The following is a 15,103-nucleotide window of genomic DNA, read 5'->3' as shown; positions in this document are numbered from 1 at the left end:
CGCGCGAACGGCTGCTTCAGGAAGATGCTGAGGTCCGTGGTCGGTTTCCATTCAATCACCCTGATCCGCCGGCACTTCCGCGCCGAAGCGTTCCACGACGAAATCGATGAAGCTACGCAGTTTCGGCGCTGTCTGTCGCTCGCGCAGATAGAGCAGATTCAGTTGCCGCTCGGGCGCAGTGTAGTCCGGCAGCACTTCGATCAACCGCTTCGCCCTCAGGTCGTCGCTCACCAGGATGGCAGGCAGCATCGCGATGCCGAGGCCGCGCAATACTGCGCGCCGTAGCGCTTCGGCGTTGTCGATTTTCAGCCGGCCATCGACGGGTACGCTCACCGGTCCGTCCGGACCATGCAGAACCCACTCGGGCTGAGCCGCGTGCCATTCGGAGCGCGGCGGATACGCGTAAGTCAGGCACTGATGCGTCAGCAGTGTCTGAGGGGTGGACGGTGTGCCGTACGCTTTCAGATACGCACGCGACGCGCACAGCACAAGCCGATACGGCGTGAGCGGCCGCGCGACCAGATCCGGATTGCCCAGCGTGCCGATCCGGATCGCTGCCTCGAAACCATCGTCGATCAGATCCGACAGCGTGTCGGTCGCGACAATGTCGAGTTTCACTTCTGGATAACGCACGTAGTAATCGGCGATCGCTGGAATCAGGCATTCGTTGCTGAACACGACAGGCGCGGTCACGCGCAGTCGTCCGCGCGGCGTTGCGAGATGATCGAGCGCGAGCCGTTCGGAATCGTCGATCAACCCGAGAATCTCGATGCACCGTTCGTAGTACGTCTGACCGAATGCGCTCACTTGCTGCTTGCGCGTCGTGCGATGAATGAGCCGCGTCCCGAGCCGCGTTTCCAGCGCCTGCAGGTGATTGCCGACCATCGTCGGCGACAGATCGCACGCCACAGCTGCCGCCGTCAGGCTACCGGTTTCGACCACACGCACAAACACGGTCATCGATTTGAGAAGGTCCATTCCTCAATAATATTGGATTCTGTTGCAATTTGCCGTGCGTTTATCAAGCGCTGCTTCGGGAATACAGTTCGCTGCATGCGACGGCTCAACGGCCAGTCGGACCCGAATCGGGCCCGAGTCGCGCCAATCAACGCACGGACATCATGCGCAAAACTCTCACTTCGCCAGGCCGGTCATCGCGCCTCGCCCTGCTTGCGACGAGCCTCGGCTTCGTCATCATCTGTCTCGACGTGACCGTCGTGAACGTCGCGCTCGCGCGCATACGCGACAGCCTTGCAATCGATGCAACGGCGCTCGAGTGGGTCGTCAACGCGTACACGCTGGCGTTCGCCTGCCTGCTGCTGACCGCCGGCGCACTCGCGGACCGTTTCGGTGCCCGGCGTGTGTTCGTCGGCGGCTTCGTCGTGTTCACGTGTGCGTCGATCGGCTGCGGTCTCTCGGACGGCGCGGGAATACTCATCGCGTCACGCGTGTTGCAGGGCATGGGCGCAGCACTGTGCGTGCCGTCGTCGCTGGCACTGCTCGGCGCAGCATTCCCGGACTCGAGTGCGCGGGCGAAAGCCGTCAGCATCTGGGCCGGCACCGCGGCGCTTGCGCTCGGTGCGGGGCCGCTGGTCGGCGGCGTGCTGGTTGATCGTTTCGGCTGGCCGTCGATTTTCCTGATCAACGTGCCGATCGGCGTCGCCGGAATCTGGCTAACAATCAGGCATGCACCGGACACTGTTCGTCACGCGACACGCCGGATCGATCTGGCCGGGCAGACGCTCGCTGTCCTCACGTTGGCCGCGCTGGCGTATGCGGTCATCGAAAGCGGCAAAGCCGGATGGACGAGCATGACGGTGATCACATGCCTCGCCGTCACAGTGGCAGCGGGCACGTTATTTATCGCAGTCGAGGCCCGACATACCCAACCGCTGTTGCCACTCACACTGTTCCGTAACGCGACACTGAACGTCAGCTCGATAACCGGCCTTTCCCTGAATTTCGGCTACTACGGCTTGATGTTCGCGATGAGCCTGTTCTTCCAGAGCGTGCGTCACGACACACCGCTCGAAACCGGCATCGCGTTCCTGCCGATGACCGCCGTCGTGACCGTCGCGAATATTGTGTCGGGCCGGCTCACCGCCCGTTTTGGTCATCGGTTGCCAATGGTCTTCGGTCAGGTACTCGCGGCGCTCGGCTATTTCTCGCTGGTGTTCATCCACGCGAACAGCAGCCCACTCGCGGTGGCGTTGCCGTTACTCGCGGTCGGCACGGGCGTCGCGCTCGCGGTCCCGTCGATCAACACCGCCGTGCTGGCGCACGTCGAACCGTCGTCCATCGGCATCGCGTCGGGCGTGCTGAATACGGCGCGGCAGATCGGCGGCGTCCTGGGCGTAGGCGTGTTTGGTTCGCTTATCCAACCTGAGTCTCACGATCTCATCGACGGACTGCATGTCGCCGTGATCCTCGCCTTCGTGATGACGTTGCTGAGTCTCGTGACGATATGGCTGAGCCATGAAAAATCCCGATCGCCGGTTACGACGTGTGCGAGCTGAAGCGTTCGCACAACGGCAGCCGCGCGGCCAGCCGAACAAACCTGTCCTGACGAGCGATCGCGTCCGCCAATAAAAAACGGCCGGCATAAATGCCGGCCGTTCCTTCATACCCCTCGCGTGCGCGAGAACAACATCAAAGCAATGACGCAGCAGCGCCGCAAACCGACGCCGCCACGCCACTACACGACTAGAAGCGGTGGATGATGCCCACGCCCGCCGCGAACTGGCTGCGCGACGTTGCCGGCGTGCCGTTCATGCCGTCGCCGATGTCGGCCGTCGCATTGATGATGTTGCCTGCGCCGTTCGTGCCGAGCGTCTGGCCACTTGCGCGTTGATACGCTTCGAGCGCGTACAGACCCGTCCGCTTCGACAGGCTGTAGTACTGCGACAGGTTGAACTGCTGATAACGGGCCGAGCTGCTGATGCCGTTCGATTCCGTCGCGCGCGTGTAGCTGTAGCCCGCCGCCAGATCCAGCACCGTGACCGGCTTGAAGTGCAGCACTGCGCCGGCGGTGTTGAAGATCGCCGTGTCGTGGAACTTCGAACCCGTGCCCGGAATGTACTGCACGTTCGAGTACGAGAACGACACGTCCCACTGCGAATTGAACGCGTAGCCGCCCGTCACTGCGAAGCGCTGTTGCGCCTGCGCCGTCTGGTAGCCGTTGTTGATGCCCGACACAGCCGGTTCGCCGCCCGCGTTCGATGCGGTCGAATCCGCACCCCACGCGCCGCCGCCGAGCGTCGAGTTGTTGATGCGCTGGAAGCCTGCCGCGATCCCGAGCGGACCGTTCAGGTACTGCACAGCTGCGCTCCACGTCGAGCCCGCGTTCGTCCGCCCCGCGACACCGCCCAGGGAATACGAACCGCTGACCGTCAGACCGTGCATGCTCGGCGACGTATAGACCAGCGAGTTGTTCGCGCGGTACAGCGTATCGAGAGAATCGATATCGCCCGGATGCGCGCCGTAGTAGCCGGTCAGCCACGTGGTCGGGCTATACGGCGACAGCAGCGAGTAGTACGACGTGTACTGGCGGCCTGCGGTGAACGAACCGTACGTCGGGTTCGTCACGCCGACATAAGCCTGACGATTGAACATCAGGCCGGTGGTCGACTGTGCGCCGGTCGCGCTGTTGAAGCCTTCTTCCAACTGGAAGATCGCCTTCGTACCGCCGCCCAGATCCTCGCCGCCCTTCAAACCGAACCGGCTGCCGGCCCAGACGCCGTTGATCATCTTCACCGACGAGTGGCCGCCGGACGTCGCTCCGAGCGTCGACGTCTGGCTGCTCTGGTAGCCGATGCCCGTATCGACGATCCCGTAGAGCGTCACGCTGCTCTGCGCATGTGCGCCAAGGGCGACCAACCCAAGCGCGGAGGTTGCTATGACCTTCTTCATCTGTAGTACTCCTATTTTAGAAAAATATTCTCGTCCTACGACATCCACCTCGCGACATCCAAGCGCGGCGCGTACTGCGCCGCCATTACTGCAACTCCTGTAATTCCTGCTGCCAGCTACTGCAACCCCGTCGTCAAAACACCGGGTGTCCGTTGATGATGCTCGGCAACCACGTCGAGAACATCGGCACGTAGGTCACGATGTTGATCGCGCTGAAAATGGCGAGGTAGTACGGCCAGGCCACTTTCGTCGTCTCGCCGATCGATACATTGCCGATCGCGCAGCCGATGAACTGCACCGAGCCGATCGGCGGATGCACGAGTCCCAGCGCGCAGTTGAGCAGGATCATGATGCCGAACTGCACCGGACCCACGCCGGCATGCATCGCCATCGGCAGGAACAGCGGCGTCGTGATCAGGATGTGCGCGGCCATGTCGACGAACGTGCCGAGGAACACCTGAATGACGTTGATGTACAGCAGCATCAGCCACGGCATCGAGGTCGCGCCGTCGAGCATCTTCTCGATCGCGCCGGGGATCTCCAGATAGGCCATCTGGAAACGCAGCATGTTCGACACGCCGATCAGCAGCAGCACGACACCGGTGGTTTTCGCGGCCTTCGACAGCGCGAGGAACAGCTTCTCCCGGGTCATCGTGCGGTACACGAAGGTGGTCAGGATCAGCGAATACCCGACGGCGATCGCCGCGGCCTCGGTGGCGGTCGCAATCCCCTTCGCGACGCACACCAGGATGATCGCGATCACGGTCAGCCCCGGCACCGCGCCGAGGAACGTGCGCCCCACCGCCAGCCAGCCCGGAAAGCGCTGTAGTTCGGTCGAACCGTCGGGACGGCGCGGATAGCCGTAACGCACCGCCTGCCAGTACGCGGCGAGCAGCACGAAGCCCATCACCCACATCACCGGCAGCAGGCCGGAGAACAGCAGATCGCCGATCGACACACCGCTCATCTGCTGGCCGTGCAGCGTGCCTGCGATACCCTGCGCAGCGAACGCGTAGATGATCATGTTGGTCGACGTCGGCATCAGCGCGCCGGCGAGCGACGAGTGCGTCGTCACGTTCACCGCGTACGCCGCGCTGTAGCCTTCGCGCTTCATCAGCGGAATCACGACACCGCCCATCGCCGACGTATCGGCCGAAGGCGAACCCGACACGCCGCCGAACAACGTGCACGCAACCACGTTGGCCATCCCGAGACCACCGCGGAAATGACCGACCGCGGCCTGCGCAAACCGCAGGATGCGGTCCGCGATCCCGCCGTGCAGCATCAGCTCGCCGGAGAAGATGAAGAACGGCACGGCAAGGAACGAGAATGCGTTCATGCCGGAAATCATCGACTGCATCGCGGTCGCGGCCGGCAGACCTTCATACAGATAGGTCAATACGCACGACAGCCCCAACGCGAACGAAACCGGAACCCCAAGAACGAGGAAGACAAGAAAACTGAGGGCGAGAATGGCAAGTTCCATGTTCTTTCTATTTTTGATGCTTGACGAAGAGCGACAGCAGATGCTCGAGCGAGAACATCGCCATGCAGACACTCGCGATGATCGGAATCAGGTAACGCAATGCTTCGGGCAAACCGAGAATCGGAATGCGGTCGTCGATCGTGGTTTCCGCCATCTCCAGACAGCCGAAGAAAATCGCCACCGCGAGCGTGATCAGGCAGAGGTGCTGGAACCCTTCCGCGAGCACCTGTCCCTTCGGCGGCAGTTTCTTGACGAGCGAATCGAGCCCGATGTGACCGCCCTCGCGCACCTTCAGCGCAGCGCCGAACATCGCGATCGCGATCACCAGCAACAATGCGATCGGCTCGACGAAATCGGGCGCGTCGTTGAATACGTAGCGCATCACGACGCCGTAAATCACGATCAGGCACAACGCGGCCAGACTCAGCGACGCGATGACGACCAGCATCTGAAACAGAAAATCGTTCGGGCGTTTGATGAATTTCATTGACCCCATCCTTGCATGCCGCAGACCTCAGGCCTGCGGAACCCGCGCACGGCAAGGCCGGCAATCGCTGCCGGCCTTGATCGGGCGCTCCGGTTCCCCGGTCCTTATTTGATCGCCTGGATTTCGTCGACGATCTGCTTCATCTGCGGCGTCTTCTCGTACTTGGTCCAGATCGGCTGCATCGCCTTCACGAACGCTGCACGATCGATCTGCGAAGCCGGGATGATCGTCGCGCCGCCCTTCGTCACCGTCTTGCCGGCGTTGTCTTCACGCGCGGTCCACAGCTTCACGTAGTACGGCACGGAATCGACGGCTGCCTTCTTGATGATTTCCTGCTCCTGCGGCGTCAGCGTGTCCCACACCTTCTTCGAGAACACGAGCACTTCCGGCGTCATCGAGTGCTCGGTTTCCGAATAGACGTTCGCGACTTCGTAGTGCTTGGTTTCTTCGTAGGACGGCAGATTGTTTTCGGCGGCATCGACGAGGCCCGTCTTCAGGCCCGTGTAGACCTCGGAGAACGGCATCGGCGTCGGCGTGCCGCCCATCGCCTTGATCTCGTCGACCATCAGGTCGGACGGCTGCACGCGCACCTTGAGGCCCTTCATGTCGGCCGGCGATTTGACCGCCTTCTTCGCGTAGATCGAACGCGCACCGCTTTCATAGAAGGTCAGCGCGATCAAGCCCTTCGCCTTGAACGCGTCGAGAATCTTCTGGCCTTCCGGGCCGTACATCACCTTGCGGAAATGATCGATGTCGCGGAACAGGAACGGCAGCGACGGGATCATCGATTCGGGCACGATCTCGTTGAATGCGGCGCCGTTGCAGCGGGCCATATCGAGCGCGCCGATGCGCACCTGATCGACCGTGTCGTTTTCCGAACCGAGTGCGCTGTTGCCGAAGACCTTGATCGAATCCTTGCCGCCGGTCGCCTTGCTGATTTCGTCTCCCATGTACTTCACGGCCATGTTGGTCGGGAAGGTATCGCCGTGCACGTCGGCCGAGCGGAACACGCGCGCCTGCGCGGCACTCGTGCCGAACGCGAGAACCGCAACGGCAGTTGCGGCGGCGACCAGCGAAATACGGGAAGAGGCGAACTTGTTGTTCATCGTGTCGTTCCTTAAAAGTGGACCATCCGATCGATTGCGGATGCTGCAACAGGGTTGTGAATGCGTCTCCGGCTGCGAGCACGACGTGACTTCGTCGTGCCGCGCTGCCGGACTTCCCCGTACAGCCGCGCGGCGATGCTCGCGGACAACTCGATTTCTTGCTTGCTGCATCGGCGTGAGCCTCGCGCGTGAAGTGCGCCCACGAAGCTGCCGCTATTCGTCCCGACGCCCGTTCAAACCATCCGCTGCATCACGCCGGGTCACTCACCGGCTGCGAAAGTGCGAAAGGGATTTGTTTGGGCTCGTATGTTGTACGACGACATATGAAGTCTATAAAAGCTGCCAAGTGTTGTACAGACGGTATTTACCCGGACCGCATGGTGTCGAATATGATGGTATTGCGATGCGCCGGGCAAGCGCGAAAGGCTTTATTGATATAGGTGTTGGCCGTACGCGACAGATTTTTTGTCTCTGCTGGTCGGCACGTACTAATCGGAGAAAAGCGCATCCGATTGTTGTATGACGAGTGATGAATTAGAGATAACAATACGAGGCGGGCGGACGGGCCATCTGCACCCCGCCCGCCTCGCGTGCCGGCTACAGCCTGCCGGCGTATTCAGGCTCGGCCAGCCCGCGCACGCCTGGGCGCACCGCGAACAGATGACCGTCGTGCTCGGTCGCGCCCGTAGCCGGATGGATCGACGTGATGAACAGCGTATCGAGGTCGCGTCCGCCGAACGCACACATTGCGGGCTTCGCGGCAGGCAGCCCGATCTCGCGATCGAGTTCGCCTTGCGGTGTGAAACGCAGCACGCGCCCCGCGTCGTTCGCACAGATCCAGTAGCAACCGTCGGCATCGACGGCCGCGCCATCCGGTCGTCCCACATGTTGATGCAGATCCACGAACACGCGACGGTTGTGCGGCACACCGTCGTCGACGTCGTAGTCGAAGGTCCACACGAGCCGGCGCAACGGATGCGAATCGGACAGATACATCGTGCGGCCGTCCGGCGACCACGCGAGCCCGTTCTGCACGATCAGCGCGTCGATCACCGGCGCCGACAGCACGCCGCGTTCGTCGAAGCGGTACAGCGAGCCGGCCGGCAGCGCGGCCGACATGTCCTGCACCATCGTGCCTGACCAGAAGCGGCCCTGACGATCGCATCGACCGTCGTTGAAACGCATGTCGGTGGCGGGGAATTCGGGGGCTGCGAGTTTTCTGAACGACACGCTGCCTGGCGCGTCGGCAACGACAGCAGCAACAGGAGATAGCGTCACCGCGAAAAGCCCGCTCTCGCAACCGGCGAGCACGTTGCCGTCGCGATCGAACGCAATGCATGCGACCTTCTCCGGCAACACCCATTCGCTGCGCTCGCCGCGCTCTACCTGCAGCCGCACGATCTTGCGCGCCGGAATGTCGACCCAGTACAACGCGCCCTCTGCGGCACGCCACACCGGACTCTCGCCGACCGCTGCCGGCAGATTCCCCGCCGCTTCGACGCGTTCCGCCTTCAAGCCGGAACCCACGCTCACTGCTTCGGCTCCATCGGGCCAGCCAGCACGAATGCGCCGCCCTGATAGTGCTGCGTCGGATCGTCGAGATCGGCGGTCGGTGCGCCGGCGGGGAACAGATGCTCGAACTGCTCGGAGCTATCCTGCGGCCGGAAGCCGAGGAACGCGGCCTTCGTGTTGTCGACCCACTTCGTGCGGTTATCCGACACGCCGTACACGATCGCGTGACCGACGCGATTCGTGAACAGCGAGCAGCGCACGAGTTCGATGAAGTCGCGATAGCTCAGATACGTAACGAGCATGCGCGCGTTCTTCGGCTGCTCGAACGACGAACCGATCCGCAGACACACCGTCTCGAGACCGAAGCGATCGAAGTAGTAGCGCGACAGCGATTCACCGAAGCACTTGGTCACGCCGTACAGACTATCCGGACGCAGCGGCGCATCGACATCGACGACCGTGGTGGTCGGATGAAAACCCACCGCGTGATTCGAGCTTGCGTAAACGATGCGCCGCACACCATGCTTCTGCGCCGACGAATACAGGTTGTACAGTCCGCGGATATTCGCTTCGATCAGATCTTCGAACGGCGCCTCGACCGAAATGCCGCCGAGATGCACGACCGCGTCGACGCCTTCGAGCAGCGCATGCACCGCATCGCAATCGGCCAGATCGGCGACGACCGCTTCTTCGTGCGCGGCCACGTCGCCGAGCGAAGCGATGTCGCTCACGCGGACCACGTCCGCCCACGCGGCGAGCGCGCCGCGCATTTGCTGGCCCAGGTTGCCGGCCGCGCCGGTCAGCAGGATGCGCCGGAACGGCTTCGATGCGGCGGTGCGCTCAGCGCTGTTGGGATTCGAATCGGTCATGTCTTTTCGTCAGTCGTTCAATGATGATTTCAGGCTGGTGGAGGTCGGGCATCGGAGGTGATGCGATCCGCGATCCGGCCAGCGTCGTTCGTATGTGGTTGCGTCATTGCGATGCATCGCGATCGCATGCTCACCGCGCATTCGACACTGCGGCCTCAGGCCTCAGGTCACCGGCGCGGGATTGAACAGCACCAGCGCGTTGTGCAGCTTGAGCTTCTCCGCGCACGTCTCCTTGCGCCCGCTCGCGATGTCGAGCATCAGACGGAACAGTTCCCAGCCCACGTCCTCGATGCTCGCAGCGCCGGTCGCAATCGTGCCCGCGTCGATGTCCATCAGGTCATGCCAGCGGCGCGCCAGATCGGAACGTGTCGCGACCTTGATGACCGGCACTTCCGCGAGACTATACGGCGTGCCGCGACCGGTCGTGAACACATGCAGGTTGATGCCCGCCGCGAGCTGCAGCGTGCCGCAGATGAAATCGCTCGCGGGCGTCGCCGCGTAGATCAGCCCTTTCTGCCGGACCTTTTCGCCAGGCGACAGCACGCCCGAGATCGCCGAGTTGCCCGACTTGATGATCGAACCCATCGCCTTCTCGACGATGTTCGACAGGCCGCCCTTCTTGTTGCCCGGCGTCGTGTTCGCGCTGCGATCCGCGCCGCCGCGTTTCAGATAATCGTCGTACCACTGCATCTCGCGGATGATCGCCGCTGCGACATCCGCGTTGGCTGCGCGTGCGGTCAACTGATCGACGCCGTCGCGCACCTCGGTGACCTCGGAGAACATCACGGTCGCGCCGGCACGCACGAGCAGATCGGTCGCGAAGCCGACTGCGGGATTCGCGGTCAATCCGGAGAACGCATCGCTGCCGCCGCACTGCACGCCGACGACGAGGTCGGCTGCCGGACAGGTCTCGCGACGGCGATTGTTCAGGCGTTTCAGATGACCGTCGGCGGTCTTCATGATCGATTCGATCATCGACTGGAAGCCGACGTGCGCATCGTCCTGCAACACGACGACGTCGCCGTTGCCGTCCGTTTGCAGCTCACCGACGTCGGCGACTTCGGGGCTGTTCGCGGCCGTCGCGATCGGTATCGTGCCGGGCGGCATCAGACGCTCCGGCTGCAGCTTCTCGCAGCCGAGGCTCACCATCATCACCTCGCCGCCGAAGTTCGGATTCAGGCTGATGTTGCGCACGGTGCGGATCGGCACCATCGCGTCGGGCGCGTCGATCGCCACACCACAGCCATATGTATGGCCCAGACTCACGACATCGTCGACGTTCGGATAGCGCGGCAACAACTCGGCCTTGATGCGCGTGACCGCGTGCTGCACGACGTCGGCCACGCATTGCACGGTGGTCGTGATCGCGAGGATGTTGCGCGAGCCGACCGAGCCGTCCGCGTTGCGATAGCCTTCGAACGTATAACCGTCGAGCGGCGGCATGTCCGGCGCGCGCACGGTGGCGATCGGCAGATCCTCGAGACCGGGCGGGCTCGGCATGCGGATCACGTGCTCGTTGATCCAGCTGCCCTTCGGCAGCGCCTTCAGCGCGTAGCCGATCACGACGTTGTAGCGGACGACCTCGTCGCCTTCGGCGAGATCCGTCAGTGCGACCTTGTGCCCTTGCGGCACGCGCTCGCGCAACGCGAGACCGTCGGGAAATACCGCGCCCTCGCCCAGGCCGCCGTCGTTGACGACGATCGCGACGTTGTCGTTGGGGTGAACGCGAATGTAGAGCGGTGAGTGTTCCATTGCATCGATCCGTCGGTGGCGGCGCAACGGCGCGCGCCGGCGTCTCGCGCCGGTCGCGCGAGACATTCATACGTCATCCTACAACACACGGTGAACCGGACACGTCCCGTATTTACCCTATGGCCGGCATTATGCCGCAAATTAGCGTTGAGTTCGCCCAATCCTTGTTGTACGATGACATATAAGAAATCACCTCTTCTTATCTTTCATTGCCGAGTCTTGTTTCGAGCCACACCAGGATACTTACCATGACGACACCGCAGGAACTGAAGCAGATCGTTTCCGAAGGCCTTCTGTCCTTCCCCGTTACCGACTTCGACGCGCAGGGCGAATTCCGCGCCGACACCTACGCCGGCCGCCTCGAATGGCTCGCGCCGTACGGCGCATCGGCGCTGTTCGTCGCAGGCGGCACGGGTGAATTCTTCTCGCTGACGCACGACGACTACTCGCAGGTCGTGCGCACCGCGAGCGCGGTCTGCAAGGGCAAGGTGCCGATCATCGCCGGTGCGGGCGGCCCGACGCGCGTCGCGATCGCGTATGCGCAGGAAGCGCAACGCCACGGCGCGAACGGCGTCCTGCTGATGCCGCACTACCTGACCGAAGCCAGCCTCGAAGGCATCGCGATCCACGCCGAGGAAGTCTGCAAGTCGGTGCCCGATATGGGCGTGATCATCTACAACCGCGCGAACTCGAAGCTGAACGCGGACACGCTCGAACGTCTCGCGGACCGCTGCCCTAACCTGATCGGCTTCAAGGACGGCGTCGGCGAAATCGAGAACATGGTGTCGATCCGCCGTCGTCTCGGCGACCGCTTCTCGTACCTCGGCGGCCTGCCGACCGCGGAAGTCTACGCAGCCGCGTACAAGGCGCTCGGCGTGCCGGTTTACTCGTCGGCGGTGTTCAACTTCATTCCGAAGACCGCGATGGAGTTCTACCGCGCGATTGCCGCACACGATCACGCAACCACCAACAAGCTGCTCGACGAATTCTTCCTGCCGTACCTCGCGATCCGCAATCGTCGCGCGGGCTACGCGGTCAGCATCGTGAAGGCCGGCGCGAAGCTGGTCGGCCGCGATGCGGGTCCGGTGCGTGCGCCGCTGACCGATCTGACCGAAGAAGAGCTCGGCATGCTCGACGTGCTGATCAAGTCGCTGGGCGCGCAGTAAAGCGGCAATGACGCCGCAGTAACGCTGCGGCGATGTATTCATGCACGCGGCGGCGGATGCGGCCGCGTGCATCGCAATGCGACGCGCGTCCGCGCATCGTCGTCTTGCCGGGTGTTTCGGTGCTTGTGCGGGCCTCGCGAACCGCGTTGTCACCCCGCGCATGAGGCTGCGGATAAATCCGCGGCGCGAAGCCTGAACGTCCGCCCCCCTCGCACACACAAAAAAGCTTCCGGAGACGATCATGGAAATGAGCCGTACGGCGAGTCGCGCGGCGAACGCCGCCACGACACGCACCCGCGTCCGCTACGGGATCCTGCTGCTGGTCTTCCTGATCACGACGCTGAATTACGCGGACCGCGCGACGCTGTCGGTGACCGGCTCCGCGATGCGCGCCGAGTTCGGCTTCGACGCGATCAAGCTCGGCTACATTTTCTCCGCGTTCAGCTGGGCCTACGTGCTGTCGCAATTGCCGGCCGGCTGGCTGCTCGATCGCTTCGGTGCGCGGCGTGTCTACGCCGTGAGTATTTTCCTGTGGTCGCTGTTCACGCTGCTGCAAAGCTCGATCGGTCTGCTCGGCAGTGCGGCAGCCGCGGTGACCGTGCTGTTCGGGTTGCGCTTCGCAATGGGCGCGGCCGAATCGCCGGCGTTCCCTGGGAATGCTAAGGTCGTGGCCGCATGGTTCCCGACCAACGAACGCGGCACCGCGTCGGCGATCTTCAACGCGGCGCAGTACTTCGCGGCCGTCATCTTCACGCCGCTGATGGCGTGGCTCACGCATATGTTCGGCTGGCACTCGGTGTACCTCGTGCTGGGTGCGATCGGTTTCGTGTTCGCAGTAACGTGGTTGAAGGTGATGAAGAATCCCGCCGATCACCCGCGCGTATCGAAAGCCGAACTCGAGTACATCGAACAGGGTGGCGGGCTCGTCAGCGGACAGCGGCAAAGCAGCGAACCCGACACGGCGAAAACCGGTGGCTGGTCGCTGGTGCGTCAGCTGCTGAGCAACCGGATGCTGGTCGGCGTTTATCTCGCGCAGTACTGCATCAACGTGCTGACGTATTTCTTCCTGACGTGGTTTCCGATCTACCTCGTGCAGGCGCGCGGCATGACGATCCTGCACGCAGGCCTCGTCGCGTCGCTGCCGGCGATCTGCGGATTTTCCGGCGGTGTGCTCGGCGGCATTCTGTCCGACTGGCTGATCCGTCGCGGCCATTCGCTGACGCTCGCACGCAAGGTGCCGATCGTCGGCGGGATGTTGTTGTCGACGTGTGTGATCGGCTGCAACTATGTGTCGACGGACTGGATCGTCGTGGCACTGATGTCGCTCGCGTTCTTCGGCAAGGGCATCGGCGCACTCGGTTGGGCCGTGGTCGCGGACACGTCGCCGAAAGAAGCGCTCGGCCTGTCCGGTGCGATCTTCAACATGTTCGGCAACGTCGCAGGCATCGTCACGCCGATCGTGATCGGCTATCTGGTCGCGAAGACCGGTTCGTTCAACGGCGCACTGGTGTTCGTCGGACTGAACGCGCTGCTCACCGTGGTCAGCTACCTCGTGATCGTGAAGGATATCCGGCGGGTCGAGCTGCGCCACGGGTGAAGCGTCTTGAATCCTCTGATCTGATTCGCCTGGTTCGATTGTTCGGCTGATCCCGCAACTCAATTCGTTTCGAGCCGCTTTATCCCCTTCGACGAAATGCCTACATTCGTATCGTCTCCGGTTGCTGCCCAGCGCTGCTTGCGCGGCGGCACCGGTCCCGGTCAATTACGAATCTACATCGAAGGAATGGATCATGAGCAAGCTCACAGGCAAAGTGGCAGTCGTTACAGGCGCATCGAAAGGTATCGGAGCCGGCATCGCGAAGGCACTCGCGGCGGAAGGTGCTTCGGTAGTCGTGAACTACGCGACCAGCAAGGCGGGCGCCGATGCGGTCGTCGCAGCGATTACGGCGGCCGACGGTAAGGCCGTTGCAGTAGCAGGCGATGTGTCGAAGGCCGCCGATGCACAAGGCATCGTCAATACGGCTGTCGAAACGTATGGCCGCCTCGACATCCTCGTCAACAATTCCGGCATCTACGAATTTGCGCCGCTCGAAGAAATCACCGAAGCGCACTATCGCAAACAGTTCGATACGAACGTGCTGGGCGTGCTGCTCACGACACAGGCAGCAGCAAAGCATCTCGGCGAAGGCGCGAGCATCATCAACATCAGCTCGGCGGTAACCCGCGTTACGCCGGCGACGAGCGCTGTCTACACCGGCACGAAAGGCGCCGTCGACGCAATCAGCGGCGTGCTTGCACGCGAACTCGGGCCGCGCAAGATTCGCGTCAACACGATCAACCCCGGCGTCGTGATCACCGAAGGCACGCATACTGCGGGCATCGTCGGTTCGGACATGGAGGCATGGGCGCTTTCGAATACGCCGCTGGGCCGCTCGGGTCAACCGGACGATATCGCATCGATCGCCGTGTTTCTCGCATCCGACGACGCGCGCTGGTTGACCGGCGAACAGCTTGTCGCGAGCGGCGGCATGCGGTAATGACGCAAGCTCTTGCGCATCGCGCAAGACTGGCGGTGCGTACCTGACGAAGAGCAACGGGTGATGTTTCGCCCGTCTTGCCGATCCATGTAGCGCCACGGACGAAACGGGCTCGCAATCCAATGCGAGCCCGTTTTACGCGCGTTACCGAACGCTTCGCCATCAACGACGAAAAACCTCTGCCGACACGGCGTCGCTCGAGCAACGGGATTACCACTCCCGCATCAACCCCGCATTCCCCATCCGCTTCCCGATTACATCGCATGTAATTGGCGCACT

Annotated in this window: 12 protein-coding genes; 4 read left to right on the top strand and 8 right to left on the bottom strand. The window is 62.8% G+C overall.

Annotated elements, in window-relative coordinates; all coding sequences use genetic code 11:
- Window positions 1-51 precede the first annotated feature (51 nt).
- Entirely contained in the window at window positions 52-978 is a 927-nt protein-coding gene (locus tag E1748_RS10880; protein ID WP_133647088.1) for a LysR family transcriptional regulator, read from the bottom strand.
- 143 nt (window positions 979-1,121) lie between these two features.
- Here E1748_RS10880 and E1748_RS10875 point away from each other — a divergent pair, with 143 nt between their 5' ends.
- Window positions 1,122-2,516, top strand: coding sequence for an MFS transporter (locus E1748_RS10875; RefSeq protein ID WP_133647087.1), 1,395 nt, complete (start codon window positions 1,122-1,124; stop codon window positions 2,514-2,516).
- A 187-nt stretch (window positions 2,517-2,703) separates the two neighbouring features.
- Here the strand turns inward: E1748_RS10875 and E1748_RS10870 are convergent, their stop codons facing one another.
- The 7 genes from E1748_RS10870 to garD form a co-directional block, all read right to left on the bottom strand.
- Complete coding sequence (locus tag E1748_RS10870) at window positions 2,704-3,909, bottom strand: porin (RefSeq protein WP_133647086.1); 1,206 nt, start codon at window positions 3,907-3,909, stop codon at window positions 2,704-2,706.
- Window positions 3,910-4,042: 133 nt separating this feature from the next.
- Complete coding sequence (locus E1748_RS10865; protein ID WP_133647085.1) at window positions 4,043-5,395, bottom strand: TRAP transporter large permease; 1,353 nt, start codon at window positions 5,393-5,395, stop codon at window positions 4,043-4,045.
- Between the two features lie 7 nt (window positions 5,396-5,402).
- Window positions 5,403-5,882, bottom strand: a complete 480-nt coding sequence (locus E1748_RS10860) for a TRAP transporter small permease (RefSeq protein ID WP_133647084.1) — start codon at window positions 5,880-5,882, stop codon at window positions 5,403-5,405.
- A 104-nt stretch (window positions 5,883-5,986) separates the two neighbouring features.
- Entirely contained in the window at window positions 5,987-6,988 is a 1,002-nt protein-coding gene (locus E1748_RS10855) for a TRAP transporter substrate-binding protein (protein WP_133647083.1), read from the bottom strand.
- 597 nt (window positions 6,989-7,585) lie between these two features.
- Window positions 7,586-8,521, bottom strand: a complete 936-nt coding sequence (locus E1748_RS10850) for an SMP-30/gluconolactonase/LRE family protein (RefSeq protein ID WP_420819298.1) — start codon at window positions 8,519-8,521, stop codon at window positions 7,586-7,588.
- The gene (locus E1748_RS10845; protein WP_133647082.1) at window positions 8,518-9,369 is read right to left on the bottom strand and encodes an NAD-dependent epimerase/dehydratase family protein; all 852 of its coding nucleotides are present in this window, start codon (window positions 9,367-9,369) and stop codon (window positions 8,518-8,520) included. The genes E1748_RS10850 and E1748_RS10845 overlap by 4 nt, the downstream gene beginning before the upstream one ends.
- A 162-nt stretch (window positions 9,370-9,531) precedes the next feature.
- Window positions 9,532-11,121, bottom strand: coding sequence for a galactarate dehydratase (gene garD, locus E1748_RS10840; protein ID WP_133647081.1), 1,590 nt, complete (start codon window positions 11,119-11,121; stop codon window positions 9,532-9,534).
- 248 nt (window positions 11,122-11,369) lie between these two features.
- On the opposite strand from garD, the gene kdgD reads away from it, so the two are divergent.
- The 3 genes from kdgD (at window position 11,370) to E1748_RS10825 (ending at window position 14,824) form a co-directional block, all read left to right on the top strand.
- Window positions 11,370-12,287 carry a 5-dehydro-4-deoxyglucarate dehydratase gene (gene kdgD, locus E1748_RS10835; RefSeq protein WP_133647080.1) on the top strand — a complete coding sequence of 306 codons (918 nt, stop codon included), beginning with the start codon at window positions 11,370-11,372 and terminating at the stop codon, window positions 12,285-12,287.
- Between the two features lie 241 nt (window positions 12,288-12,528).
- Complete coding sequence (locus E1748_RS10830) at window positions 12,529-13,884, top strand: MFS transporter (protein WP_133647079.1); 1,356 nt, start codon at window positions 12,529-12,531, stop codon at window positions 13,882-13,884.
- Between the two features lie 193 nt (window positions 13,885-14,077).
- Window positions 14,078-14,824, top strand: coding sequence for a glucose 1-dehydrogenase (locus E1748_RS10825; protein ID WP_133647078.1), 747 nt, complete (start codon window positions 14,078-14,080; stop codon window positions 14,822-14,824).
- Window positions 14,825-15,103 lie beyond the last annotated feature (279 nt).

The sequence above is a fragment of the Paraburkholderia flava genome (assembly GCF_004359985.1).
Taxonomy (GTDB): domain Bacteria; phylum Pseudomonadota; class Gammaproteobacteria; order Burkholderiales; family Burkholderiaceae; genus Paraburkholderia; species Paraburkholderia flava.
Note: the sequence above shows the minus strand (reverse complement) of the source record. Positions and strands in the feature narration are given on the sequence as shown.

Excerpts from the sequence above, each read along its gene's own strand:
- E1748_RS10860 (WP_133647084.1), bottom strand. The coding sequence starts at position 5,882 with ATGAAATTCATCAAACGCCCGAACGATTTTCTGTTTCAGATGCTGGTC.
- kdgD (WP_133647080.1), top strand. The coding sequence starts at position 11,370 with ATGACGACACCGCAGGAACTGAAGCAGATCGTTTCCGAAGGCCTTCTG.
- E1748_RS10875 (WP_133647087.1), top strand. The coding sequence starts at position 1,122 with ATGCGCAAAACTCTCACTTCGCCAGGCCGGTCATCGCGCCTCGCCCTG.
- E1748_RS10865 (WP_133647085.1), bottom strand. The coding sequence starts at position 5,395 with ATGGAACTTGCCATTCTCGCCCTCAGTTTTCTTGTCTTCCTCGTTCTT.
- E1748_RS10880 (WP_133647088.1), bottom strand. The coding sequence starts at position 978 with ATGGACCTTCTCAAATCGATGACCGTGTTTGTGCGTGTGGTCGAAACC.
- E1748_RS10845 (WP_133647082.1), bottom strand. The coding sequence starts at position 9,369 with ATGACCGATTCGAATCCCAACAGCGCTGAGCGCACCGCCGCATCGAAG.
- garD (WP_133647081.1), bottom strand. The coding sequence starts at position 11,121 with ATGGAACACTCACCGCTCTACATTCGCGTTCACCCCAACGACAACGTC.
- E1748_RS10830 (WP_133647079.1), top strand. The coding sequence starts at position 12,529 with ATGGAAATGAGCCGTACGGCGAGTCGCGCGGCGAACGCCGCCACGACA.
- E1748_RS10855 (WP_133647083.1), bottom strand. The coding sequence starts at position 6,988 with ATGAACAACAAGTTCGCCTCTTCCCGTATTTCGCTGGTCGCCGCCGCA.
- E1748_RS10825 (WP_133647078.1), top strand. The coding sequence starts at position 14,078 with ATGAGCAAGCTCACAGGCAAAGTGGCAGTCGTTACAGGCGCATCGAAA.
- E1748_RS10870 (WP_133647086.1), bottom strand. The coding sequence starts at position 3,909 with ATGAAGAAGGTCATAGCAACCTCCGCGCTTGGGTTGGTCGCCCTTGGC.